Origin of the sequence: Meinhardsimonia xiamenensis, assembly GCF_900102905.1 — a bacterium.
Classification (GTDB): Bacteria; Pseudomonadota; Alphaproteobacteria; order Rhodobacterales; family Rhodobacteraceae; genus Meinhardsimonia; species Meinhardsimonia xiamenensis.
The window spans coordinates 1-22765 of record NZ_FNFV01000007.1 but is presented as its reverse complement, the minus strand read 5'-3'; the positions used below and the strand labels follow the sequence as shown (position 1 = coordinate 22765).

General features: G+C 68.4%; 22 protein-coding genes. 8 read left to right on the top strand and 14 right to left on the bottom strand.

Going from position 1 to position 22765, the window contains the following annotated elements; translation table 11 throughout:
* Positions 1–48: 48 nt before the first annotated feature.
* The 6 genes from BLQ14_RS13160 to BLQ14_RS13135 all read right to left on the bottom strand — a co-directional run bounded on the left by BLQ14_RS13160 (position 49) and on the right by BLQ14_RS13135 (position 7294).
* The gene (locus BLQ14_RS13160; protein ID WP_092501036.1) at positions 49–696 is read right to left on the bottom strand and encodes an ATP-dependent Clp protease proteolytic subunit; all 648 of its coding nucleotides are present in this window, start codon (positions 694–696) and stop codon (positions 49–51) included.
* A 201-nt stretch (positions 697–897) separates the two neighbouring features.
* On the bottom strand, positions 898–2346 hold the full coding sequence (locus tag BLQ14_RS13155; protein ID WP_092501035.1) for an aldehyde dehydrogenase family protein: 1449 nt from the start codon (positions 2344–2346) through the stop codon (positions 898–900).
* Positions 2336–3940 (bottom strand): ABC transporter ATP-binding protein, encoded by a 1605-nt coding sequence (locus tag BLQ14_RS13150; protein WP_092501034.1) that lies wholly within the window; start codon positions 3938–3940, stop codon positions 2336–2338. The genes BLQ14_RS13155 and BLQ14_RS13150 overlap by 11 nt, the downstream gene beginning before the upstream one ends.
* 7 nt (positions 3941–3947) lie before the next feature.
* On the bottom strand, positions 3948–4769 hold the full coding sequence (locus tag BLQ14_RS13145; protein WP_092501033.1) for an ABC transporter permease: 822 nt from the start codon (positions 4767–4769) through the stop codon (positions 3948–3950).
* Positions 4766–5707, bottom strand: coding sequence for an ABC transporter permease (locus tag BLQ14_RS13140; RefSeq protein ID WP_092501032.1), 942 nt, complete (start codon positions 5705–5707; stop codon positions 4766–4768). Before BLQ14_RS13140 ends, BLQ14_RS13145 begins: the two co-directional genes overlap by 4 nt.
* Positions 5708–5764: 57 nt before the next feature.
* Complete coding sequence (locus BLQ14_RS13135) at positions 5765–7294, bottom strand: helicase HerA-like domain-containing protein (protein ID WP_092501031.1); 1530 nt, start codon at positions 7292–7294, stop codon at positions 5765–5767.
* A 461-nt stretch (positions 7295–7755) separates the two neighbouring features.
* Between BLQ14_RS13135 and BLQ14_RS13130 the strand changes: the two genes are divergently transcribed.
* Positions 7756–8442: an invasion associated locus B family protein gene (locus BLQ14_RS13130; RefSeq protein WP_092501030.1), complete on the top strand. Its 687-nt coding sequence runs from the start codon at positions 7756–7758 to the stop codon at positions 8440–8442.
* A gap of 45 nt (positions 8443–8487) precedes the next feature.
* Here BLQ14_RS13130 and BLQ14_RS13125 read toward each other — a convergent pair whose 3' ends face one another.
* From BLQ14_RS13125 to BLQ14_RS15455, 4 genes are all read right to left on the bottom strand, one after another.
* The gene (locus BLQ14_RS13125; RefSeq protein ID WP_092501029.1) at positions 8488–9696 is read right to left on the bottom strand and encodes a beta-ketoacyl-[acyl-carrier-protein] synthase family protein; all 1209 of its coding nucleotides are present in this window, start codon (positions 9694–9696) and stop codon (positions 8488–8490) included.
* On the bottom strand, positions 9693–9959 hold the full coding sequence (locus tag BLQ14_RS13120) for an acyl carrier protein (RefSeq protein WP_092501028.1): 267 nt from the start codon (positions 9957–9959) through the stop codon (positions 9693–9695). Before BLQ14_RS13120 ends, BLQ14_RS13125 begins: the two co-directional genes overlap by 4 nt.
* Before the next feature lie 128 nt (positions 9960–10087).
* Positions 10088–11758, bottom strand: a complete 1671-nt coding sequence (locus tag BLQ14_RS13115; protein ID WP_092501027.1) for a L,D-transpeptidase family protein — start codon at positions 11756–11758, stop codon at positions 10088–10090.
* Positions 11759–11841: 83 nt separating this feature from the next.
* Complete coding sequence (locus tag BLQ14_RS15455; protein WP_170068466.1) at positions 11842–11985, bottom strand: hypothetical protein; 144 nt, start codon at positions 11983–11985, stop codon at positions 11842–11844.
* A gap of 124 nt (positions 11986–12109) precedes the next feature.
* Here BLQ14_RS15455 and mepK point away from each other — a divergent pair, with 124 nt between their 5' ends.
* Positions 12110–12679, top strand: coding sequence for a peptidoglycan L,D-endopeptidase MepK (gene mepK / locus BLQ14_RS13110; protein ID WP_245657112.1), 570 nt, complete (start codon positions 12110–12112; stop codon positions 12677–12679).
* 506 nt (positions 12680–13185) lie between these two features.
* Here mepK and BLQ14_RS13105 read toward each other — a convergent pair.
* The 3 genes from BLQ14_RS13105 to BLQ14_RS13095 all read right to left on the bottom strand — a co-directional run bounded on the left by BLQ14_RS13105 (position 13186) and on the right by BLQ14_RS13095 (position 16431).
* Entirely contained in the window at positions 13186–14460 is a 1275-nt protein-coding gene (locus BLQ14_RS13105; protein ID WP_092501026.1) for a PhnD/SsuA/transferrin family substrate-binding protein, read from the bottom strand.
* A 32-nt stretch (positions 14461–14492) separates the two neighbouring features.
* On the bottom strand, positions 14493–15239 hold the full coding sequence (locus BLQ14_RS13100; RefSeq protein WP_092501025.1) for an RlmE family RNA methyltransferase: 747 nt from the start codon (positions 15237–15239) through the stop codon (positions 14493–14495).
* A gap of 85 nt (positions 15240–15324) precedes the next feature.
* A complete protein-coding gene (locus BLQ14_RS13095) occupies positions 15325–16431 on the bottom strand; it encodes a Ppx/GppA phosphatase family protein (protein ID WP_092501024.1) in 1107 nt (368 codons plus the stop codon).
* 303 nt (positions 16432–16734) lie between these two features.
* Here BLQ14_RS13095 and BLQ14_RS13090 point away from each other — a divergent pair, with 303 nt between their 5' ends.
* The 3 genes from BLQ14_RS13090 to BLQ14_RS13080 are packed head-to-tail and all read left to right on the top strand — an operon-like array spanning position 16735 to position 18993.
* A complete protein-coding gene (locus BLQ14_RS13090) occupies positions 16735–17031 on the top strand; it encodes a virulence factor (RefSeq protein ID WP_092501023.1) in 297 nt (98 codons plus the stop codon).
* 26 nt (positions 17032–17057) lie between these two features.
* Positions 17058–17993 (top strand): methylenetetrahydrofolate reductase, encoded by a 936-nt coding sequence (locus BLQ14_RS13085; RefSeq protein ID WP_092501120.1) that lies wholly within the window; start codon positions 17058–17060, stop codon positions 17991–17993.
* Positions 17994–18021: 28 nt separating this feature from the next.
* On the top strand, positions 18022–18993 hold the full coding sequence (locus BLQ14_RS13080; RefSeq protein WP_092501022.1) for a methyltetrahydrofolate cobalamin methyltransferase: 972 nt from the start codon (positions 18022–18024) through the stop codon (positions 18991–18993).
* A 71-nt stretch (positions 18994–19064) separates the two neighbouring features.
* Here BLQ14_RS13080 and BLQ14_RS13075 read toward each other — a convergent pair whose 3' ends face one another.
* Positions 19065–19625, bottom strand: a complete 561-nt coding sequence (locus BLQ14_RS13075; protein ID WP_092501119.1) for a cytochrome P460 family protein — start codon at positions 19623–19625, stop codon at positions 19065–19067.
* Positions 19626–19794: 169 nt separating this feature from the next.
* On the opposite strand from BLQ14_RS13075, the gene BLQ14_RS13070 reads away from it, so the two are divergent.
* From BLQ14_RS13070 to BLQ14_RS13060, 3 genes are all read left to right on the top strand, one after another.
* The gene (locus BLQ14_RS13070) at positions 19795–20115 is read left to right on the top strand and encodes a hypothetical protein (protein WP_092501021.1); all 321 of its coding nucleotides are present in this window, start codon (positions 19795–19797) and stop codon (positions 20113–20115) included.
* 176 nt (positions 20116–20291) lie between these two features.
* On the top strand, positions 20292–22343 hold the full coding sequence (locus BLQ14_RS13065) for an ASKHA domain-containing protein (protein WP_092501020.1): 2052 nt from the start codon (positions 20292–20294) through the stop codon (positions 22341–22343).
* Between the two features lie 116 nt (positions 22344–22459).
* Positions 22460–22765, top strand: a 306-nt coding sequence (locus BLQ14_RS13060; RefSeq protein WP_143004498.1) for an IS5 family transposase, incomplete at its 3' end; no start/stop codon positions are given.

Sequence of the window (22765 nt, the reverse complement as noted above, 5' to 3'; positions counted from 1 at the left end):
ATTGCCCGGGGCCAGTCGCGCAACATGCCCGCCGCGCCCCGGCGGCACTCAGCCCTTCTTGCCCTTTCCGGCGGTCTTGTCGCCCTTGTCGCGGCTGACCACGATCTCGTCGATCAGCCCCCAGTCACGCGCTTCCTCGGGAGACATGAACTTGTCGCGCTCGAGCGCATTTTCAACCGCCTCGAGATCCTGCCCGGTATGCTTCACGTAGATCTCGTTCAGCCGCCGCTTCAGCTTCAGCGTCTCTTCGGCGTGGATCATGATATCCGTCGCCTGCCCCTGATAGCCGCCGGAGGGCTGGTGCACCATGATCCGGCTGTTGGGAAGCGAGAAGCGCATTCCCTTCTCGCCCGCGGCAAGAAGCAGCGACCCCATCGAGGCGGCCTGCCCGACGACGAGCGTGGAGACCGCCGGGCGGATGTACTGCATGGTGTCGTAGATCGACAGCCCCGAAGTCACCACGCCGCCGGGGCTGTTGATGTACATGGAGATCTCCTTGGAGGGGTTTTCCGCCTCCAGATGCAGCAGCTGCGCCACGACGAGGGCCGCCATCCCGTCATGGATGGGACCGGTCACGAAGACGATCCGCTCCTTCAGAAGCCGCGAGAAGATGTCATAGGCACGCTCGCCCCGGCTGGTCTGTTCCACCACCATGGGCACGAGGGTGTTCATGTAGGTCTCGAAAGGATCGCGCATTCAGCCTGCCTCTGTCCGCCCTGTGTCAGGGTTATTGCCGGAAAACTGACAGAGTCTTAGTGTCGCGGGCGGGGCGCTGCAAGCCGCCACGGCCGGCAATTTGCTCCGCCAGCCCTCCGGCCGCGGGGAGACAGCCTCTCCCATCACCCTGGGCCAAATACCCGCGCCGCAGGCACGCCGCTGCCAAAGCGGCGTTCGGCGTCAGCCGTGGCGCGCCGCAACCGTCTTGAGAACCGAGAAGCCGTAAAGCGCCTCGAACCCCTTCTCGCGCCCGTGCCCCGAGCGGCCAACCCCGCCAAAGGGCAGCTCCACCCCGCCGCCCGCGCCGTAATTGTTGATGAACACCTGCCCCGCCCGGAGCCGCCGCGCAAGCCGCATCTGGCGCGCCCCCGACTCCGTCCAGACCGAGGCGACAAGGCCGTAGGGCGTGCCATTGGCAATAGCCACCGCCTCCTCCTCGTCGTCGAAGGGGATCACCACCTGCACGGGGCCGAAGATCTCCTCCTGCGCCAGCACATGGTCAGGCGCGACGCCCGCGAAGAGATGCGGCGCCACGTAATGCCCGCCCGCGGGCGCATTGCCGACGATCTCGCCGCGCGCCGCCAACTCGAGGTCGCCGCCGCGCGCGAGATACCCCTCCACGATCGCCTTCTGCCGGGCGGAGATGAGCGGGCCGAGATCGAGGTCGGCCCGCGCCGGCCCCACCCGCAAGGCCCGGTAGCGCGCGCTCATGCGTTCGAGAAGCTCGTCGTGGCGCGCACGCTCGACCAGAATCCGCGAAGAGGCCGAGCAGGTCTGCCCCGCATTCTGGATCCCGGCATTGACGAGAAAGGGCAGCGCCGCGTCGAGATCGGCGTCAGCAAAGACCAGCTGCGGCGACTTGCCGCCGAGCTCGAGCGTCACCGGCACGACGTTTTGCGCCGCCGCCGCCTGCACCTTCGCACCGACCGCCACCGATCCGGTGAAGGAGATGTGGTTGACACCGGGATGGGCGGCGAGCGCCGCGCCCGCCTCCTCGCCAAGCCCCGGCACAACGTTGAGCGCGCCCGCCGGCAACCCCGCCTCCTCTGCAAGCCGGGCGAAGGCGAGCGCAGTCAGGCAGGCCTCCTCGGCAGGCTTCAGCACGCAGGCGTTGCCCATCGCAAGCGCGCCCCCCACCGAACGGCCGATGATCTGCATCGGGTAGTTCCACGGCACGATATGCCCCGTCACCCCATGCGGCTCGCGCAAGGTGTAGACGGTGTAGCCCTCGAGATAGGGAATGGTCTCGCCCATCACCTTGTCGGCCGCGCCGCCGTAGAACTCGAGGTAGCGGGCAAGCGCGCGCGCATCGGCCCGCGCCTGGGTGAGCGGCTTGCCCACATCGGCCGACTCGAGCGCCGCCAGCGTCTCGATCCGCTCCTCGACGAGGCGCGCGAGCCGCGCGAGGATGCGCCCCCGCTCGGCCGCCGTCATCCGCCCCCAGTCACCGCCAAGCGCCTCCTGCGCGGCGGAAACGGCGGCGTCGACCTCCTCCGCGCCGCCGCGCGCGATCTCGGCAAGCGGGGCGCCCGTCGAGGGGTCTTCGAGTGTCAGCGTCCGGTCGGCGCGCAGCCATCTGCCCCCGATCAGCATCTCGGCGGGGTCGAACCAGAGCTCCTCAAGCGCCATGACGGGTCTCCTCTGCAAGCCAGTCCTCGGGGATGCGCGGCGTCGCGGCGAGAAGCTGGCGGGTGTAGCCGTGGCGCGGCGCTGCAAAGACGGCCTCGGTCGGCCCCTCCTCCACGATCCGCCCCGCGCGCATCACCAGCACACGGTCGGTGATCGCGCGCACCACCGCAAGATCATGGCTGATGAACAGGTAGCTCAGCCCAAAGCGGCCCTGCAGATCGGCCAGAAGTTCGAGGATCTGCGCCCGGATCGAGACATCAAGCGCGCTCACCGCCTCATCGAGGATGACGAGCCTCGGGCGGATCACGATCGCCCGCGCAATGGCGATGCGCTGACGCTGCCCGCCCGAGAACTCGTGCGGAAATTTCTCCATGTCGGCGGGCTTCAGCCCCACCGCCTGCAACGCTTCGGCCACGCGATCGCGCCAGTCGGGCGGGCGACCGACGAGATGGAAGGGCTCGGCCACCAGCCGCGCCACCCGGTGGCGGGGGTTGAAGGAGCCGAAGGGATCCTGAAACACCACCTGCATCTTCGCCCTGAGCGCGCCCGGCACGCCGCGCGCGGCATCCACCGGCGCGCCCTCAAGCCGGATGGCGCCGACCTGCAACGGCTCAAGCCCGAGGATGGCGCGGGCGAGCGTCGATTTCCCGCAGCCTGACTCGCCCACGAGGCCCACGCTCTCGCCCCGCCCCACGGCAAGGCTCACCCCATCGACGGCGCGGAAATGCCCCCGCGCCCCGAAGACCGCCCCGCGGCCCAGAGGATAGTCGCGCACCGCGCCTTCCACCTCGAGCACAGGTGGCGCCCCGGCGCTGCGCAGCGCTGCGCGCTTCGGCACATGGGACGAGGCAGCGAGGAGCGCGCGGGTGTAGGGGTGCCGGCGGGTGCGAAAGAGCGTCTCGGTCGGCCCCCGCTCGACGATCCGACCCTCGCGCATCACCGCCACCTCGTCAGCCATGCCGGCGACCACGGCAAGGTCATGGGTGATGAGCATGAGCCCCATCCCCTCCTCGCGCACAAGGCTTTCGAGAAGCGCGAGGATCTGCGCCTGGGTGGTGACATCGAGCGCGGTGGTCGGCTCGTCGGCAATGAGGATCGCGGGGCGCAGGGCAATGGCCATGGCGATGCAGACGCGCTGGCGCTGGCCGCCCGAAAGCTCGAAGGGGTAGCGCCCAAGGTCGAAACGGTCGGCGGCGAGCCCCACCCGGTCGAGCTTCTCGCGGGCGATGCGCATGGCCTCGCCGCGCGGGGCCGCGCCATGGACGACGAGCGTCTCGGCCACCTGCTCGCCGATCGTGCGCAACGGGTTCAGCGCCGTCATCGGCTCCTGGAAGATCATCGCCACGCGCGCGCCGCGCACCGCGCACATCTGCCGCTCGTCGAGCGCCGTCAGCTCCGTGCCGCCGAGGCTCACGCGGCCCCGAAGCCGGGCGCCCTGCGGCAGAAGCCGCATCACCGACAGCGCCGTCATCGACTTGCCCGAGCCCGACTCGCCGACAAGGCCGAACACCTTGCCCGGCGCCACATCGAGGCTCACCCCGTGCAGGATGGGCGTGCCCGCGATCTCGAGCGACAGGTCACGGATGCTCAGCATCGGCCCCTCACCGCGCGCGCCTCAGCCGCGGGTCGGTCCAGTCCCTGAGCCCGTCACCGAGAAGGTTCAGCCCCAGCACCATCAGCACGATGGCAAGGCCGGGGAAGATGGCGATGTGGGGGGAAAGGCTCACCATCGTCTGGCTTTCGGCCAGCATCCGCCCCCAGCTCGGCGTGGGCGGCTGGGCGCCGAGGCCGACATAGCTGAGCCCCGCCTCTGCGAGGATGCCAAGCGAGAACTGGATCGTGCCCTGCACGATCAGAAGGTTGAGGATGTTCGGCAGGATGTGCTCGAGCGAGATGCGCAGCCGCCCCTTGCCGGCCACGCGCGCGGCGAGGATGTAGTCGAGCGTCCAAAGGCTCAGCGCGCCGCCGCGCGCCACGCGGGCGAAGACGGGGGTGTTGAAGATGCCGATGGCAAGGATGGCATTGAAGGCGGATGGCCCGGCGATGGCGGTGATGAGAATGGCGATCACCAGCGAAGGGAAGGCGAAGATGAGGTCATTGCCGCGCATGACGATCTCGTCGATGAGCCCGCCCCGGTTGGCCGCCGCGAGAAGCCCGAGCGGCACGCCGAGCCCCATGCCTATGCCCACCGCGACGATCGCCACGGCAATCGAGGTGCGTGCGCCCACCATCAGCATCGACAGGATGTCGCGCCCGAAGTGATCGGTGCCCAGCGGATGGGCAAGCGAGGGCGGCGCCATGCGCCGGGCGATCGCAAGCCCCTCCACCCCGTAGGGCGTCCAGACAAAGGAGACGAGCGCGGCAAGCACGAAGACGGCCGAGAGCGCCGCGCCGAGCGTCATCTGAACCGGAAGGCGCCTCATCGCCGGAGCCTCGGGTCGATGGCGGCATAGGCGAGATCGACGAGGAAGGTGACGAGGATCACCGCGAAGACGAGAAGCATCACCGTCGATTCCACCACGATCAGATCGCGCTGGGTGATGGCCTGAAAGATGAGCCGGCCGAGGCCCGGCAGGAAGAACACGTTCTCGATGATGATGGCACCGGCCAGCAGGAAGGAGAACTGCAGCCCCAGAATCGTCATCACCGGGATGAGTGCGTTGCGAAAGGCATGGGCGCGAATGGCCTGCGCCTCGGTCAGACCCTTGGCGCGGGCGGTGCGGATGTAGTCCTGCCCCAGCGTCTCGATGAGCGCCGAGCGCATCACCCGCGCAAGGATCGAGGCCTGCGGCAGCGCGAGCGCGACCGCCGGCAGCGTCAGCGCCTTGAGCCCGGCCCAGAGCCCCGCCTCCCAGCCGGGAAAGCCTCCCGCCGAGAACCAGCGCAAGGTGACGGCGAAAAGCGCGACAAGCAGCATCGCGAACCAGAAATTCGGCACCGCGATGCCAAGCTGCGTCACGCCCATGATGGCGTAATCGGCCGGCCTCCCGCGCCGCGCCGCCGCGATGAGCCCGACCGGGATCGCGATCGCCGTGGAGAGCGCCAGCGCATAAAGCGTAAGCGGCAGCGAGACCTGAAGGCGCGCGGAGATCAGTTCGGCCACCGGCACGCGGTAGGTGTACGAAACCCCGAAATCGCCCGTGAGCATGCCCCCGATCCAGGCGAGGTAGCGCAGGGACCTCGGCAGATCGAGCCCGAGCTCGGCGCGCAGCGCGGCCACCGTGTCAGGCTGGGCGTTGAGGCCGAGCATGAAGGCGGCGGTGTCGCCCGGGATCACCTCGATCACGGCGAAGATCACCAGACTCGCCACGGCGAGGCTGACCAGAAGCGAGACAAGGCGCGAGGCGAGATAGCGAGCCATGGCGCGAGCCTAAGAGAGCGGCACGGTGCTTTCCAGAGGGCGGAGCCTCCCCGGTTCTCAGCGGCTCTTGAACAGCGTGCCGAAGATGCCGCGGATGATCCGCCGGCCGGTGGTGCCCTTGAGCTCCTTGAGGAGCGCGTCGGCGAGCGCCCCTCCGATGCCCTCCGGTTCATCGCGCCGCGAAGCCTTCCTGCGCGCGCTGCCGCCATAGCGGCGCGCCGCGGTGAACTCGCGCTCCTCTTCCGCCTCGGCTGCCTCGGCGGCGCGCGCCGCTTCCTCGGCCCGCGCCCGCAGCCGCTCATAGGCGCTCACCCGGTCGATGGCGGTGTCGTACTTGCCTGCGAGCGGCGAGGTGGCGATGGCTGCCCGGCGCGCCGCCTCGTCGCAGGGCCCGAGCCGCGACGATGGCGGGCGGATCAAGGTGCGCTCGGCCATGCCCGGCACGCCCTTCTTCTCGAGAAAGGAGGTCACCGCCTCGCCCACCCCCACCTCGCGAATCGCCTCCTCGATCGAGAAGCGCGGATTGTCGCGGTAGGTCTCGGCGGCAAGCCTTAGCGCCTTGCGGTCGCGCGCGGTGAAGGCGCGCAGCGCGTGCTGCACCCGGTTGCCGAGCTGGCCGAGAATGTCCTCGGGCACGTCAGCGGGGTTTTGCGTAACGAAATAGACGCCGACGCCCTTCGAGCGGATCAGCCGCGCCACCGTCTCGACCTTGTCGATCAGCCCCTTGGGCGCATCGTCGAAAAGAAGATGCGCCTCGTCGAAGAAGAAGATGAGCTTGGGCCGGTCGGGGTCGCCCACCTCGGGCAGCTCCTCGAAGAGCTCCGAGAGAAGCCAAAGAAGGAAGGTCGCGTAGAGCCGCGGCGAGGCCATCAGCCGGTCCGCGGCGAGAATGTTGATCCGCCCCCGCCCCGTCTCGTCGCGCAGGAAGAGATCGCCAAGCTCCAGCGCCGGCTCGCCGAAGAAGCGCGCCCCGCCCTGATTCTCGAGAATGAGCAGCTGGCGCTGGATCGCGCCCACCGAGGCCGGCGAGACATGGCCGTAACGCAGGCCAAGTTCGGGCGAGTTCTCCCCGACCCAGACCAGAAGCGCCTGCAGATCCTTCAGGTCGAGCAGCGGCAGGCCCTGTTCGTCGGCCACGCGAAAGGCGATGTTGAGCACCCCCTCCTGCGCCTCGCTCAGCTCCAGAAGCCGCGAGAGCAGGAGCGGGCCCATCTCCGCCACCGTGGTGCGCACCGGGTGGCCCTTCTCGCCATGGAGATCCCAGAAGGTGACGGGAAAGGCCTCGTAGCGGTAGCGCTCGGCAAAACCGATGGTGGCGGCGCGCTTCATGAAGGCGTCGTGCAGCTTGAATTCGGGCGAACCCGCCTGCACAAGCCCGGAGAGATCGCCCTTCACATCCGACAGGAACACCGGCACCCCTGCCGCCGAGAAACCTTCGGCCAGAATCTGCAGCGTCACCGTCTTTCCCGTACCCGTCGCCCCCGCAATGAGGCCATGGCGATTGGCGTAGCGATAAAGAAGATACTGCGGCACGGCATAACCCTCGCCGCCTCCGCCGACAAAGACCCCCTCGACGCCTTCTTCCATGCCTGTTCCCGTCCATCGCCGTTGCGTGCGCGGGCAGCATACATCCTTAACCCTTCTCTGCCAGTGTCAGATGCATCGCGGCGGTCATGGCGTCATCCGTCGCGGCGACTTCCTCCCTGTCGACTGGCCGCGCCCGCAGGCGCGGCCTTTTTTCTCGCCGCGCCGCGGCAGTCATCTCTCGCGGCTGCGGCAGCAAAACCTGTTGACCGACAAGGGGAAAGCGCCTAGCCTCCCCGCACAACGACGAGGTCGGCCAGTCCGGCAGGGAGAGACGAAGCGGAAAGGGCCCACGGGCCCTTTTCGATTGTGCGCACGGTCTCCCTTGTTCGCTGGCCGCATCGCCGCTCGGCGTTCCCGGCGCATTTTGGCCGGAATTGTCCCGGCGAGGGAGATCGGCGCTGACATTGCCGCAAGCGCGTGCTAACCGCACGTTGGTAATTCCAGCATCACCCGGGGGTGACATGATCCTATCTTCACGCCTGCCATGGCTTGCCACAGCGCTCGCACTGGCCCTCGCCCTGCCCACCGCGGCACAGGAGAGCGGCGCCGACGCCGCGTCCGATACCGCTTCAACCGGCGAGAGCGGCAGCCCGGCCGACCCGTTGGCGCTCAACCTCGGCGAGGATCCGGCCACCGCGGCCGGCACGATCTACGTCGCCGAAACCCATGGCGACTGGGAAATCCGCTGCGTGCGCACCAGGTCGGGCGCAGAGACGCCGGACGACCCGTGTCAGCTGTATCAGCTTTTGCGGGACGATGCGGGCAATTCGGTGGCCGAGATCAACCTCTTCCCCCTGCCCCAGCCGCAAGGGCCTGCCGTGGCCGGCGCCACGGTGGTGACACCTCTCGAAACCCTGCTGACCCAGCAGCTCTCGCTCAGCGTGGACGGTGGCACGCCGCGGCGTTACCCCTTCAGCTGGTGCTCGCGCATCGGCTGCATCGCACGCATCGGCTTCACCGAGGCCGAGATCGACCAGTTCCGCAAGGGCGCTTCTGCGACGGTGTCGATCTTTGCCGTTGCCGCACCCGGGCGGCCGGTTGAGCTGAAGATGTCGCTCAAGGGCTTCACCGCCGGCTACAAGGCGTTGCAGGACCGGCTCGCGGCCCAGGCCGCCGCCGGGGCAGCAGCAACCGAAGGCGGCAACTGATCCGAGAAGCTCTGGGGGCGCGGCGCGCTCGGTCTGCGCCGCGCCTCAGACCTTTCTCAGCGCCAGAACCGCGTTGAGCCCGCCGAAGGCGAAGGCATTCGAGAGGCACACCTCCACCTTCGCCTCGCGCGCCTCGTTCGGCACGACATCGAGCGCGCATTCGGGATCAGGCTCCTCATAGCCGATCGTCGGGGCGATGATCCCGTCCCGCAGCGCCATGATGCAGGCCAGAAGCTCCACCGCCCCGGTCCCGCCGATCAGATGGCCGTGCATGGACTTGGTGGAGGAGATCATAAGCCGATCGGCGTGATGACCGAAGACGTCGGCGACGGCGGCGCATTCGGTCTTGTCGTTCGCCGCCGTGCCGGTGCCGTGCGCGTTGATGTAGCCCACCTCTTCGGGATCGACGCGCGCATCGGCCATCGCCCCGGCGATCGCCCGTGCCGCGCCCTGTTTTGACGGCATGACGATATCAGCCGCATCGGAAGTCATGGCAAAGCCGATGACCTCCGCCAGGATGTCCGCGCCTCGCGCACGGGCATGCTCGTATTCCTCGAAGACGAACACCGCGGCGCCCTCCCCCTGCACCATGCCGCTGCGGTTGGCCGAGAACGGCCGGCAGGCATCCCGCGACATCACCCGCAGGCCTTCCCACGCCTTGACGCCGCCGAAGCAGAGCATCGCCTCCGAGCCGCCGGTGATCATCACGTCAGCCATGCCGTAACGGATCAGCTGGAACGCTTGCCCCATGGCGTGGTTGGAGGAGGCGCAGGCGGTGGCCACCGTGAATGACGGACCCTTGATGTTGTAGGTCATCGACACGTGGCTCGTGGCGGCATTGTTCATGAGCTTGGGCACCACGAAGGGATGAACGCGGTTCTTTCCCTCCTCGTAGACGGCTCGATAGTTTTCGTCCTGGGTATTCAGACCGCCGCCCGAGGTGCCCAGCACGACACCCGAACGCGCCGCCAGCTGCCCCTCGAATGTCAGCCCCGCCTGTGCCAGCGCCTCGCGCGCCGAAATCAGCGCAAACTGCGTGAAACGGTCATAAAGGGCGATCTGCTGACGATTGAATTCGGCCTCGGGGTCATACCCCTTCACCTGCCCGCCGACGCGGATCGACAGCCGCTCCACATCGCGCATCTCGAGCGGCCCGATTCCGCAGCGCCCCTCGCGCATGGCCTCGAGCGTGTCGGGAACATTGTGACCAAGCGGGTTGATCGTACCCGCGCCGGTGATGACGACCCGCCTCATCCCTTCTGGTCTTTCACCAGCTTCTCGACCGCGGCGATGATTGCTCCCACCGAAGAGATGTCGAATTCGCTCGACGCCGGGTCATTGGCGTTGAAGGGCACCTGAATGTCGAAGGCTTCCTCGATGGCGAAGATCGACTCCACGAGCCCCAGGCTGTCAATCCCCAGATCTTCCAGCGTCAGCTCCGGCGTCACGTCGCCCACCTCCAGCACCGCCTGCTCGGCGATGATCGCCAGAACCCTGTCTCGAACAGTCTCGGTCATGGACACCCCGTCCCCTTGCTCGGCGCTGATTTAGTGACTTTGGCACGCGATGGAAACAGGTTTCGCGATGTCACTGCCCGAGCAAAGGCGGTTCTGCCGCCGCAAGAGCGCCGCGCGCCCTCCGCAGCTCAGCTGCCCGGCCGGGGCACGCGCACGCCTTGCGCCTCGAGCGCCGCAAAGACCTTCGCATCACGACCATAGACATCGTCGCGGAAGATCAGTTTCCCCCGCGCCGACGTGTAGGCGGTGCGGTAGACGATATGCACCGGCACCGGCTGCTCGAGATCCACCCGCGTGAGCCGCCCGCTCTCCAGCCGCTCATGGAAATAGCGCACGGGGTCGCTGACCTGTCGCGCGAGCAGCGCATAGGCGAACTCGAACGGCTTGTGCAGACGGATGCACCCATGGCTGAAATCGCGCCGGTCGCGCTCGAACAGCGACTTCGCGGGCGTGTCGTGCAGATAGATGTTGTGCGGATTGGGGAACATGAACTTCACCAGCCCCAGCGCATTGCCATCACCGGGCGGCTGGCGCAGATCGTACGGGAAATTCGACGGCGAGTACCGCGCGTAGTCCACCGCCGCGCGGCTCACCACATTCCCGCGGCTGTCGATCAGCTGCAAATGACGCGCCGCCGCTCCGCCGGAGGCGATGATCGAGGGCAGGTACTCCTTCACGGCGATCGAGCGCGGCACGTTCCAGTTCGGATTGATCTCCATGTATTCCATGACGTCGGAGAATTCGGGCGTGCGCCGGTCAGACGTGTTCTTGCCCACCACCGACCGGGTCTCGAAAGTCACCTTGCCGTTGTCGATGATGCGCACGACGAAATCCGGGATGTTCACCCAGATATGCCGCGCGCCGCGATCGACGTTGAGCCAGCGCTCCCGCTCCATGGCGACGTAGACGGATCGCAGGCGGTCCTCGATGTCCCTGTTGATCTCCCTGATGGTTGCGCCCCCGGCGATCCCGTCGGCGGGAAGTCCATGATCCAGCTGAAAGGCCTGCACCGCCTGCTGCAGCTTCCCGTCATAGACCGCCGAAAGCGACCTCTCCATGTAGCCCATCGCGACGAGCCTGTCGCGCAGGGCGACCACGGCCGCGCCTTGGTCACCCGGCCGCAGCGAGGAGGCCGGTACCCTCGGTCCCCAGCCACCCCGGGCGAGCTGTGCCTCGAGTTCGCGCTTCGCGCGCATCAGCCGCGCGTATTCGGGCGACCGCGGCGCAAGGCTGCGCAGAAGCGGGGCGGGATCATCCGCCGCAGCCACGCGCTCGAGAAGCGCGCGCCTGTCCAGCTCCGGCGGCTTTCGCTCGATGCCCGGGTCGATCGCGCTCGGCGTGAGAAGCCCCGAGTGCACGGCCTTGGCGTAGTCGAGGAATATCCGCGACAACGCCACTTCCGCGCGGCCCATCTCCCGCTGGGTCGCGATACGATCAAGCCCGGCGCGGCGCAGCGCCTGCTCGAAGCGCGCCCGCGGCAGCGCATGGTCTTCGGCGCGCGCAATCGCCGACAGGAGCGCCTCGAGCCGCCGGCGATCATCCTCGTCGCCGCCGGTCCAGATCGGGCGGTATCCGTTGGCCCGGTAGAAGGCGGCAATCTCGCGATCCTGTGCGGCGGTCTCGGCGACGGCGATCATGAATGGCGTGAGACGCGCGGCAAGCTCAGCGGACACCCCGGCCGAGGCCGCCGCCGCAGAGGGAAGCGAAAGGCCCGTCGCGGCCGTCGCCAAGGTGGCCAGTGCGCCCAGTGCACCGCTCCGAATCGCTGCCCAGGCCCCAAGCGCCCTCCTTGCCGTCATGCCAATACCTCCGCGTTCAAATCCGTTCGTGAAGCGCCGTCACGCGATGATGTTACCCTAACCTCTCCCGCCGCGCGAAGGTTTCACGGAATTGTCACCACCAGATGCTGTAGCAATGCGGCAACACCACCGCCACATCCGCCCGCCGCCAGCACCACGCGGAACGAAACGGAATCGTCACGAAATCTTGGCAGAATTTTGCCGATCTCGGTAAGCCGGCGACTCATGTGCCGCCGCCCCCTTGGTCGGGCAGGCGCGATGTGCCATACATTCCAGGCGTCTGGGGGACGAGGCGAAGAGCGCCGCCGGAAACGACGGTTGGCGTGGCAGGAACGGGACAGAGACAGAACGATGGCGAATCCGCGCTTTGCGAGCATGTCTCGACGCGCCCTGCTCGGCGCTTTCGCGGCAACGGCCGTGACCGCCGCGCCAACTTTCTCGAAGGCAGCCGGATTTCTGCGTGGCGCCGGAGATATCCGGCGACTGCGCATGTACTCAGGGCGCACGGGCGAGTCGATCGACACGATCTACTGGATCGACGGGGAGTACATCCCCGAGGTGCTGACCGAGGTCAATTACTTCATGCGCGACTGGCGCGAGGACAAGACGCACACCATGGATGTGCGCACGCTCGACATCCTCGCCGCAGCCCACCGGCTGCTCGACGTGAGCGAACCCTACCTGCTGCTTTCGGGCTACAGGACACCGAAGACAAACGCCATGCTGCGCCAAAGATCGCGTGGCGTCGCAAAGAACTCCCGACATTTGCGCGGCGAGGCCGCCGATGTGCGCCTTGCGTCGCGTTCGGTCCATCAGCTTTTCCGCGCCGCCGCCGCCTGTCAGGCCGGGGGCGTGGGCAAGTATTCACGTTCGAACTTCGTGCACATGGATTGCGGTCCCGTCCGCAGCTGGGGTTCCTGACAGGCACCCTTCGCCGATCGTCGTGCACCGCGCGGCATCCCTCCCCCCCGCAACCACCGCCGCTCCGCCACGCAGCGGCTGACGTCGCACGCCATCCGTCAAGCGTTTCTCTCGGAAACCCTGCGAAGGGGCCGTCTCGAACGCGCCCGGCCAAGCGGGAAGGCGGCGCCGATCCGTCCCCACGACCGGCGCCGCCTTCCTGACCGCCCGACCCGCCGCTGGCTCCGCGCGGCGACCGGGTGGGGACGCCGCTGGAGGCAACGGCAGCCCGCACGGCGCTGTGCGCCCCGGTCATCGGCCGCCTGCGCGGCACCTGCAGCTTCCCTCTGCCGCAGGCCGCTGTCACCGCTCAGGCGACGGTTCCGTGAGTGGGGGCCTCGCAACCGCGGTCGAAGTGAACATGCCTTGCACCGAAGATGCCGCAAACCCGTGTGTCCCCCTGATTTTCCCCTGCGAAAGGCAAGGGTTTTTCCCGGGATGCGCCGGGCGCCATTGCCGGGCGCCGATCAGCCGGCCCGGGACGAGTCATCGCCGGAGAGCTGCGCCAGGGTCGCCAGCCTCGCCAGATCGGCCGCCGAACGGGCGCCGGTCTTCTTCAGGATGTTGCCGCGATGATATTCCACGGTCTTCAGTGAGACCCCCAGACGAGCGGCCATCTCCTTGCTCGACAGCCCCTGCGCCACCAGCGCAAGCACCTGCCGCTCGCGCGCGGTCAGGCCGGCCAGACGCCGCCGCGCGTCGCGCGCTTCCCGGTGTTCCGCACTGGCCGGGTGCCGCCGGCGATCCGCGCCGTAAGCGAATACCGCCAGACCCGCGAGAATCGCGGCGAGAACCAGCGCCGCGCCAACGATCCATGCCCACAGAGCGAAAGGCCCGCCCGCGTCCCGCGCCGCCTGCGCCGCGCGAAACTCCGCGAGGAGACGGCGTGCCGGCTGATAGGCCTGTGCCGCGGTCCAGCCCATGCCGGTTGACTCCAGTGGCATGTCGAGACTGGCGCGCAGGAATGTCCCGGCTTCATGTCGCCCCATCCAGGGCGTCACCGCGAGCGGCCATTCGGGGTAGAGCCGCGTCGTCGTCGCGAAAGGAAAACCTTCCACACTGCGCGGCTGCAGCACGCGCAGCGCCCCGGCCTCGATCCGCCCTTCCGCAACCATGCTCTCCAGCAGGCCGGCGCGCACGATTCCGGCATCCACCTCACCGGCGAGTACCGCGTCGATGATGGCATCGAGCGGGAAGCCGGTGAAGACCAGCTCGCCGAGGTCCGCGAAAGGATCGATCTGCTGCGCGGTCATCTCCTCCCAGGCCAGCATGAAGCCGCCGAAGGCGTCTGCACTTACCGCCGCCACGCGGCGGCCGCGCAGATCGCGCAGATACTCGAGCCCCGAGTCGGCCCGCACCACCACCGCCGAGCCGAGATGTACCAGCCCGTCCGGCACCCCCGGCGCCAGCACGACGCGGGTGGCGATGGCGGCAAGATCGAACCGCTCCTCGAGCGCGGCAAAATGACCGGGGTTGGTGGCCACCACGTCCACCCGCCGCTGCAGAAGCGCCGTTTCCATCCCCTGCAGGGTGAGAGGCAGAATCTCGACGCTCACGCCCGGAAGCGCCGCCTCCCAGGCCTCGGCGACCGGCCCCCAGCGCTCGCGCGTGATCTCGGCCCCGCGGTAGGCGAGCACCCCGACATGCAGCCGCCCGCCGGTGTCGTCCATGGCCGACAACGGCGGCGCTGGCGCGCACAGCGCCAGCAGGAGCGTCGCAAGACGCAGGAAAACCGGCGACATGGGGCGACCAGACCACCCCCGATGCCCCTCGGTCAAGCTTGCGCGCCTTCGTCGCGGTCCGTCCCTCGCCCGCGGAACCCGGTCGCAACCACATATTTCTCGGAACTGTCGGCCCGGCTCGCCGGCGGCTTGACATTGGCCACCTTGGCGAAAGCCCGCTTGAGGCGGGTCTGAAGTTCGCCTTCGGCGCCACCGGCGAGCACCTTGGCCACGAAGGTGCCGCCCGGCTCCAGAACGTCGAAGGCCAGCTCCGCCGCCGCCTCGCACAGCGCCACGATCCGCAGATGGTCGGTCTGCCTGTGGCCGGAACTCGCCGCTGCCATGTCGGACATCACCACATCGGCCGTCCCGCCAAGCCACGCCTTGACCCTCTCGTCGGCGCCCTCCGAGAGAAAGTCGAGCTGATGGATTTCCGCGCCGGGAACCGGCTCGACCTCCTGCAAATCTATACCGATGACGCGGCCAACGGGTTTGCCCTTGCGCTCGCCCAGCGCATTGACCCGCGCCACCGCCACCTGCAACCAGCCTCCGGGCGCGCAGCCGAGATCCACCACCCGCGCTCCGGGACGCAGGAAGTCGAAACGGTCGTCAAGCTCGATGAGCTTGTAGGCCGCTCGCCCGCGATAGCCTTCCGCCTTCGCCCGGCGCACATAGGGGTCGTTGAGTTGCCGCTCCAGCCAGCGGGTCGAGCTGAGCTTGCGGCCGCGCGCCGTCTTCACGCGCACCTTCAGGTCGCGCAAGCCCCGCCCCGAGCTGCTTCTCGAACCCTTCTTCGGCATCCCTACCCCATCACGGGCACCCGGCCCTCACGCTTGTCGCGCCCGTCATATCGGCCCGGGCGCATGCCGGCGCAAGGGGGCGGCGTCAACCCTCCAGCACGCCGTCGGCCGACATCTGGGCGTAAAGCAACCCCTCGCGCAGGCCGCGATCGGCCACCGAAAGCCAGTCGGTGGGCCAGACCCGCATCAGCGCCTGCAGGATCGCCGAACCCGACATGATCAGAGCCTGCCGGTCGCGCCCGATGCGCGGATCGGCCCTCCGCCCGGCAGGGCCGAGGCGCAGATAGTTGCGGATCACCCGGTCAATCTGTGCCGAGGTCATGCGCAGACCGTCCACCTTGTTGCGGTCATAGCGGCGCAGGCCCAGATGGCTGGCCGCCACCGTTGTCACGGTTCCCGACGTACCGATGATCTGGAATCCTTCGCGCCTCTGCTCCGAGGCATAGGGTGCAAACCCGGTGAGCTTCTCCTCGAAATAGCAGCTCATCAGCGCAAACCGCCCCGCGTCATCGGCGACATCGGCGAACTGATCGCGCAGCGTCGCCACGCCGAGGGGAACAGAGATCCAGTCCACCACCTCCGCCCGCGGGAAGGGACCCGCCGCCGGGGCGTTGAAGCCCGTGTGCAGGCGCATGATGGCGCGCTTGCGTTCCTGCGGCGGCACCTTGGAGAGATCGATCCAGACCAGCTCGGTGGAGCCGCCGCCGATGTCGACCACAAGCAGCTGCTCGGTGCGCGAGGACACCAGCGAGGCACAGGATATGACCGCCAGACGCGCCTCTTCCTCCGGCTCGATGATCTCGAGATGCAGCCCGGTTTCTCGCCGGACATGCTCGATGAAGCTTCGGGCATTGCGCGCGCGGCGACACGCCTCCGTCGCCACCAGCCGCATGCGCCGCACGCCATGGCGCTCCAGCTTGCGCCGACAGATCGACAGCGCCTGCACCGTGCGCGCCATCGAGGCGCGCGACAGACGCCCGGTGCGCTCGAGACCCGCACCGAGATGCACGGTCTTCGAGAAACTGTCGACGACATGGAACTGATTGCCCTTCGGCTGGGCAATCAGCATCCGGCAACTGTTGGTGCCCAGATCCAGCGCCGCATAGAGCTCGGCTGGACTGGGTTTCGGCGGCGCGGGCGATTCGACAGGAACCGGGAACGCGCCCGCGCCTGCGGGACGCCTGGGCGCCATCGTGACCGCCCTCCACAACGAGTTGCATGACAAGTTAGTGACAGCCCCGGCTTCGCGCAAGCGCCCCGCGCGCGCAGTGTGTGGTGTGCGCGGTCCCGCCACTCCATCAGTCCCGCCGCTCCATTATCGGCAGAGCTCAAGATGATGATGAGCGATCCGCATCGCCCGGACACCCCGGCAGGGCTGGCACAGCCACGCCATTCCGGCTAGTTACGTCGTGACCGGGCGCGCATGGGTCGAAAACGGCGCGGGATGGCGTGCCGGGCGCGGCTAAAAGCGTGCACGTCTGGGGAGGCGAAACACATGGCCGAAGTAACCATCGTCTACTGGCGCGACATCCCCGCCCAGGTGATCGTGGGCCGGGGCCGTCGCGGAGCCAAGGTGGTTCTGCCAGAGCGTTTCGAACAGGCGATCGACCGCGCGGCGATGCGCGCCGGCGCGCGCGATACCGATGCCTATCTCGCCGAATGGCGCAAGGTCGTCATCGGCGAGGCCGCGGAGGCGCCGGAGGAAGTGGCGCGGCAGCATGCCGAGCGTCTCGCCGCGGAATATGACGATGACCGGCTCAAGGCTCTGGTCATGAATGCCGGATGGGAATGAACACATTCAGGATCTGGGAGGTGGCGATGGCTTTGTTGAGGTTCCGCAAGCGGGAAGATGAGGCGCCCTCCGGCCCCGGCGCGGCGGCACTTGAGGCCTTCATGGAGGGCTACTCCATCGAGGTGATGCCACGCACCGCAGCGAAGGTGGAGGATTTCCGGGCGCTCCTGCCTGCCGGCACCCGCGTCTACATCGCCCATATCGAGGGCACGCCCATCGAGGACATGGTAGCCACCGCCGCGCGGCTCCATCGTGAGGGCTTCACGGTGATGCCGCATTTCCCCGCCCGCATCATCCCCGACGAGGCCACGCTTGCCGACTGGATCGCCCGCTACCAGGGCGAGGCCGATGTGCGCGAGGCGCTGGTGCTCGCGGGCGGCGTGGCAAGGCCGGTGGGCGCGTTCCATTCCTCCATGCAGCTTCTGGAAACCGGTCTTTTCGACCGCGCCGGCTTCCGGCGCCTGCATGTCGCCGGTCACCCCGAGGGCAACCGCGACATCGACCCCGACGGCTCCGACCGCAACGTGATGGAAGCGCTGCGCTGGAAGGCCGCCTTCGCCGAGCGTACCGATGCGCAGATGGCCATCGTCACCCAGTTCGTCTTCGAGGCGAAGCCGGTGATCGACTGGGTGAACCGCCTCAAGGCCGAGGGCATCGGCCTGCCCGTTCACATCGGCATCGCCGGGCCTGCGAAGCTGCAGACGCTGATCAAGTACGCCATCGCCTGCGGCGTCGGCCCCTCACTCAAGGTCCTGCAGAAGCGGGCGATGGACGTGACCAAGCTCGTCATGCCCTATGAGCCGACCGAGATGGTTGCCGAGCTCGCCGCCCACAAGGCCGACCACCCCGACTTCGGCATCGAACGGGTGCACATCTTCCCGCTCGGCGGCATCAAGGCCTCGGCCGAATGGGCGCAGAAGGTCGGCGGCGAAGCCGCCCGCCCTGCCGCCGAATCCGCCTGAAACACATCCTGACCCGACCGGAGAGCCAATGACCCGTACCGTTCTGGAATCTAAGTCGAAGACCGTGGTGATCGGCTTCGACGAGCCCTTTTGCGTGATCGGCGAGCGCATCAACCCCACCGGCCGCAAGAAGCTCGCCGCCGAGCTCGAGGCGGGCGACTTCTCCACCGTCGAGAAGGACGCGCTCGAGCAGGTGGCCTGCGGGGCGATGGTGCTCGATGTGAATGCGGGCGTCGTCTACAACTCCAACCCCGACCCCAACGAAACCGAGCCGCCCTTGATGCGGAAGATGATCAAGCTCGTCCAGGAGCTGGTCGACGTGCCGTTGTGCATCGACTCCTCCGTCCCCGGCGCGCTCGAGGCGGGGCTCGAGGTGGCCGAGGGCCGGCCGCTTCTCAACTCCGTCACCGGCGAGGAGGAGCGGCTCGAGGCGATCCTGCCGCTGGTGAAGAAATACAACGTGCCAGTGGTGGCCATCTCCAACGACGACACCGGCATTTCCGAAGATCCCGACGTGCGCTTTGCTGTGGCCAAGAAGATCGTCGAGCGCGCCGCCGATTACGGCATCCCCGCCCATGACATCGTCGTCGACCCGCTGGTGATGCCGGTGGGTGCCATGGCCTCGGCCGGCCAGCAGGTCTTCGCGCTCGTGCGGCGGCTGCGCGAGGAGCTTGGCGTCAACACCACCTGCGGCGCGTCGAACATCTCCTTCGGCCTGCCCCACCGCCACGGCATCAACGCCGCCTTCCTGCCCATGGCCATCGCCGCGGGCATGACCAGCGCGATCATGAACCCGGTGCGGCTTCAGGAGATGGAGGCGGTGCGCGCCGCCAACCTCCTGATGAACCATGACCCCAACGGCGCGGAGTGGATCCGCTTCGGCCGCATTCTCGATGCCGTGGCCGAAGGCCAGAGCTTTGCCGAGGCCTCGAAGGCCGCGGCCGAGGGGGGCCGGGCCGGGCGCGGCGGGCGCGAGGGGCGTCGGCGGCGCCGGGCCTGAGGCAAGCCCTTCCGAAAAGGCGGCCGATGCGAAACCGCATCGGCCGCTGCCTGCCTGCATCGGGCTCCCGATCACATCTCGGGGCGGATCGCATCAGTGGTGAAGATATAGTCGTCACCCCCCGCGCCGGCATGGCAGGCGATGCATCCGGCATCCATGCCCTTCGCCACACGCCCGGCCAGAGCGATGCCCTTGGGGTTCCTGTCAAGCGAGCCGTCGGGCAGGTACTTGGCCCAGAACCAGTCCTGATTGTCGGGATCATACCCCTTCTCGCGGCGGAACATCACCGTGATCGCGCCAAGATGCTTCCCAGGCTCGGCCAGAACCTGCTCCGCCTCGACCCCCGCCGGCCCGTAGTTGCGCTTGACCACCAGCGTTCCCGTGTGCCCGTCCACGGTGGCCCTGGTATAGAAGGTCTCCAGCATCATGCCGTGCGGATCGGTGCCCTCGTAGGGGAAGGCCTGGATCATGTTCTCGCCCACCAGCCCGCGCGCCTCCATCGCGGCCCAGAGCTCGGCGGCATAGCCGGTGTCCTCATCACCGCCAAACGGCATCATCTCCTGCGCCGTCGCCGCTCCCGCCGTCAGCATCGCCGTGAGGCCAAGGCTCAGCGCCACAGTCCGTGTCAGCATCTTCCACTCTCCCTTTGCCGAGTCATCGGTTTTCGTGAGCGCCGTGCGCCCGGCCGCATGGTAGGTCGGCGGCACGCTCACGCGTTCTCACCTCTGGGTGAGAGCACCGTCACATCGCCGTGACCGGCTGTGACTGGACCTGCGCCCGCAGCCGGCTCATGCTCGCGCCATGCGTCTGCGCTGGCTCGTCCCCGTTCTGGCAAGTCCCGCTCTTGCGCTTGCGGGACAGGGGAAGATCTGCGTCACCAACGGCACCGCCGGCCACCTGCTCTTCGCCGCCGAGATCGCGCCCGCGCCCCGACGCCTCGCCTGGCTTGCCCCGGGCGAGACCCTCTGCGCGGGCCCCGGCACGGCCGCGCGCGGGATCGTCTCCGTATACGCCTCCGAGCGTGCACTTGAGGGCTGCTCGCGCGTCACCGCGGCGGGCCACACCCGGATCCTGCGCACCTTCGCCGAGTTCGACAATTGCCGCTGGTCGGACCAGGGTTGACGGCCGAGGCGCCGCGCCCCTGCCCCCATCACCCTGGTGCAAATACCCCACCGGCGCGCGGCACGCGCGCCACCGCGCCGCCGATGCCGCAGCGCCACCGCGAGGGGTCGCCCCTGCCGCTTTTCCCCGCGCCGCTTGCGGCCTAGCTTGTCGCACGATTCGCCAGAAGGTGTGCCATGGCCCAGGATCCGCTCGTCATCTTCATGCCCTCCGGCAAGCGCGGCCGCGTCCCGCGCGGCACCACCGTGCTCTCCGCCGCCCGGCGACTGGGGGTGGATCTCGACAGCGTCTGCGGCGGGCGCGGCATCTGCTCGAAGTGCCAGGTCGAGCCGGCGGTCGGCGCCTTCCCAAAGCATGGGGTGACGGTCACCGAAGACGCGCTTTCCGAGTGGAATGCCGTCGAGGAACGCTATCGCCAGAAGCGCGGCCTCAAACCGGGCCGCCGGCTTGGTTGCCAGGCGCGGATCCTGGGCGATGTGGTGATCGACGTGCCACCCGAGTCGCAGGTTCACCGGCAGGTGGTGCGCAAGGCCGCCACCGCCCGCGCGATCACCATGGACCCGGCCACGCGCCTTCTTTACGTCGAGGTGGCCGAACCCGACATGCACGCGCCTTCGGGCGACTTCGAGCGGCTCAAGGAGGCGCTCGCCGCCCAGTGGCAGGTTGACCCTTCCACCATCCGCCCCGGCCCCGGCGTGCTCGCCCGCCTGCAGGAGGCGCTTCGCAAGGGCGACTGGGCGGTCACCGTGGCCCTGCACCGCGGCCATGCCGACGAGCTCGAGCGCATTCTCGAGATCTGGCCGGGTTACCACGAGGGCCCGCTCTACGGACTCGCCATCGACGTGGGCTCGACCACCATCGCCGCGCATCTGACCAACCTCCGCGACGGGCAGGTGGTGGAATCGGCCGGGGTCATGAACCCGCAGATCCGCTTCGGCGAGGACCTCATGAGCCGGGTGAGCTACGCAATGATGAACCCAGGCGGTGCGGCCGAGATGACCGCCGCCGTGCGCGAGGCGATCGACCGGCTCGCCCGCGAACTCGCCGAGGCCGCGCGTGTCGAGCGCAGGGAAATTCTCGAGGCGGTCTTTGTGTGCAACCCGGTGATGCACCACCTGCTTCTCGGCATCGACCCGGTCGAGCTCGGCCAGGCGCCCTTTGCGCTGGCTACTTCGGGTTCGGTCACGCTCGAGGCGCGTGACCTCGATCTTGCCTCACTCACCCCCGGCGCGCGGATCTATGTGCTGCCCTGCATTGCCGGCCATGTCGGCGCCGACGCCGCCGCGGTGGCGTTGTCCGAAGAGCCGTGGAACTCCGACGACATGGTGCTCATCGTCGATGTCGGCACCAATGCCGAGATCATCCTCGGCAATCACCAGCGCGTGCTCGCCTGTTCCTCGCCCACCGGCCCCGCATTCGAGGGCGCGCAGATCTCGTCGGGCCAGCGCGCCGCGCCGGGCGCCATCGAGCGCGTCGAGATCGACCCCGAGACCAAGGAGCCGCGCTTCCGCGTCATCGGCTGCGACAAATGGTCGGACGAGGAAGGCTTCGCCGAAGCGGTCGCGGCGACCGGCATCACCGGCATCTGCGGCTCAGGCATCATCGAGGCGGTGGCCGAGATGCGCATGGCCGGCATCGTCGACGCCTCGGGCCTCATTGGCCCGCCCGAAGCGACCGGCACGCCGCGCTGCGTGCCCGAAGGGCGCACCTATGCCTATGTCCTGCATGACGGCACCGGTGATGGCGGCCCGCTCATCGCCGTCACCCAGGGCGACATCCGCGCCATCCAGCTTGCGAAGTCGGCGCTCTATGCCGGTGCGCGGCTTCTGATGGACGAGATGGGCGTGGACCGGGTGGACCGGATCGTGCTCGCAGGCGCCTTCGGCGCGCATATCTCGCCCAAGCACGCCATGGTGCTTGGCATGATCCCCGACTGCCCGCTCGAGCGCGTCACCTCGGCGGGCAATGCGGCGGGCACGGGCGCGCGGATCGCGCTCTGCAACCGCGCCGCGCGGGCCGAGATCGAGGCGCGCGTGCGCGACATCGCCAAGATCGAAACCGCCGTTGAGCCGCGCTTTCAGGAGCATTTCGTCGCCGCCAACGCCATCCCCCATGCGACCGACCCGTTCCCCGAGCTACGCCGCGTCGTCACCCTGCCCGAGCCGGCCTTCAATGCCCACGCGCAGGAGGCTGGCGGCGCAAGACGGCGCCGGCGCCCCCCGCGCTAAGGCCTGATCGGCGGGGAGCGGTCGCGAGGCCGGGGAAAACCGGCTAGGTCGTGAACCCATAAACGGGATTCCGTTTTTGGCGGTGTGATGATTCACTTCCGGAAACGGAGGTGAGCATGACGGGCAGACACGATGTGAGCGATGCGGAGTGGGCGGTGATCGCGCCGCTGTTGCCGAACAAGCCGCGAGGGGTGGCGCGGGTTGATGACCGGCGGGTGATCTCGGGCATCTTCTACATCCTGAGAACCGGTGCGCCGTGGCGCGACCTGCCGGAGCGCTACGGGCCGCGGACAACGGTTTACAATCGCTACAACAGGTGGGCGAAGGCGGGGGTCTGGCTTCGCATCTTCGAGGCCCTGGCGGAGAAATCCCCAAGTTCCCTGCACCTGATCGACAGCTCGATCGTGCGCGCCCACCAGCAC

Excerpts from the sequence above, each read along its gene's own strand:
- BLQ14_RS13155 (WP_092501035.1), bottom strand. The coding sequence starts at position 2,346 with ATGGCGCTTGAGGAGCTCTGGTTCGACCCCGCCGAGATGCTGATCGGG.
- BLQ14_RS13150 (WP_092501034.1), bottom strand. The coding sequence starts at position 3,940 with ATGCTGAGCATCCGTGACCTGTCGCTCGAGATCGCGGGCACGCCCATC.
- BLQ14_RS13065 (WP_092501020.1), top strand. The coding sequence starts at position 20,292 with ATGGCCCAGGATCCGCTCGTCATCTTCATGCCCTCCGGCAAGCGCGGC.
- BLQ14_RS13080 (WP_092501022.1), top strand. The coding sequence starts at position 18,022 with ATGACCCGTACCGTTCTGGAATCTAAGTCGAAGACCGTGGTGATCGGC.
- BLQ14_RS13145 (WP_092501033.1), bottom strand. The coding sequence starts at position 4,769 with ATGAGGCGCCTTCCGGTTCAGATGACGCTCGGCGCGGCGCTCTCGGCC.
- BLQ14_RS13075 (WP_092501119.1), bottom strand. The coding sequence starts at position 19,625 with ATGCTGACACGGACTGTGGCGCTGAGCCTTGGCCTCACGGCGATGCTG.
- BLQ14_RS13140 (WP_092501032.1), bottom strand. The coding sequence starts at position 5,707 with ATGGCTCGCTATCTCGCCTCGCGCCTTGTCTCGCTTCTGGTCAGCCTC.
- BLQ14_RS13130 (WP_092501030.1), top strand. The coding sequence starts at position 7,756 with ATGATCCTATCTTCACGCCTGCCATGGCTTGCCACAGCGCTCGCACTG.
- BLQ14_RS13115 (WP_092501027.1), bottom strand. The coding sequence starts at position 11,758 with ATGACGGCAAGGAGGGCGCTTGGGGCCTGGGCAGCGATTCGGAGCGGT.
- BLQ14_RS13160 (WP_092501036.1), bottom strand. The coding sequence starts at position 696 with ATGCGCGATCCTTTCGAGACCTACATGAACACCCTCGTGCCCATGGTG.
- BLQ14_RS13125 (WP_092501029.1), bottom strand. The coding sequence starts at position 9,696 with ATGAGGCGGGTCGTCATCACCGGCGCGGGTACGATCAACCCGCTTGGT.
- BLQ14_RS15455 (WP_170068466.1), bottom strand. The coding sequence starts at position 11,985 with ATGAGTCGCCGGCTTACCGAGATCGGCAAAATTCTGCCAAGATTTCGT.
- BLQ14_RS13120 (WP_092501028.1), bottom strand. The coding sequence starts at position 9,959 with ATGACCGAGACTGTTCGAGACAGGGTTCTGGCGATCATCGCCGAGCAG.
- BLQ14_RS13085 (WP_092501120.1), top strand. The coding sequence starts at position 17,058 with ATGGCTTTGTTGAGGTTCCGCAAGCGGGAAGATGAGGCGCCCTCCGGC.
- BLQ14_RS13100 (WP_092501025.1), bottom strand. The coding sequence starts at position 15,239 with ATGCCGAAGAAGGGTTCGAGAAGCAGCTCGGGGCGGGGCTTGCGCGAC.
- BLQ14_RS13105 (WP_092501026.1), bottom strand. The coding sequence starts at position 14,460 with ATGTCGCCGGTTTTCCTGCGTCTTGCGACGCTCCTGCTGGCGCTGTGC.
- BLQ14_RS13095 (WP_092501024.1), bottom strand. The coding sequence starts at position 16,431 with ATGGCGCCCAGGCGTCCCGCAGGCGCGGGCGCGTTCCCGGTTCCTGTC.
- BLQ14_RS13070 (WP_092501021.1), top strand. The coding sequence starts at position 19,795 with ATGCGTCTGCGCTGGCTCGTCCCCGTTCTGGCAAGTCCCGCTCTTGCG.
- BLQ14_RS13135 (WP_092501031.1), bottom strand. The coding sequence starts at position 7,294 with ATGGAAGAAGGCGTCGAGGGGGTCTTTGTCGGCGGAGGCGGCGAGGGT.
- BLQ14_RS13090 (WP_092501023.1), top strand. The coding sequence starts at position 16,735 with ATGGCCGAAGTAACCATCGTCTACTGGCGCGACATCCCCGCCCAGGTG.
- mepK (WP_245657112.1), top strand. The coding sequence starts at position 12,110 with ATGGCGAATCCGCGCTTTGCGAGCATGTCTCGACGCGCCCTGCTCGGC.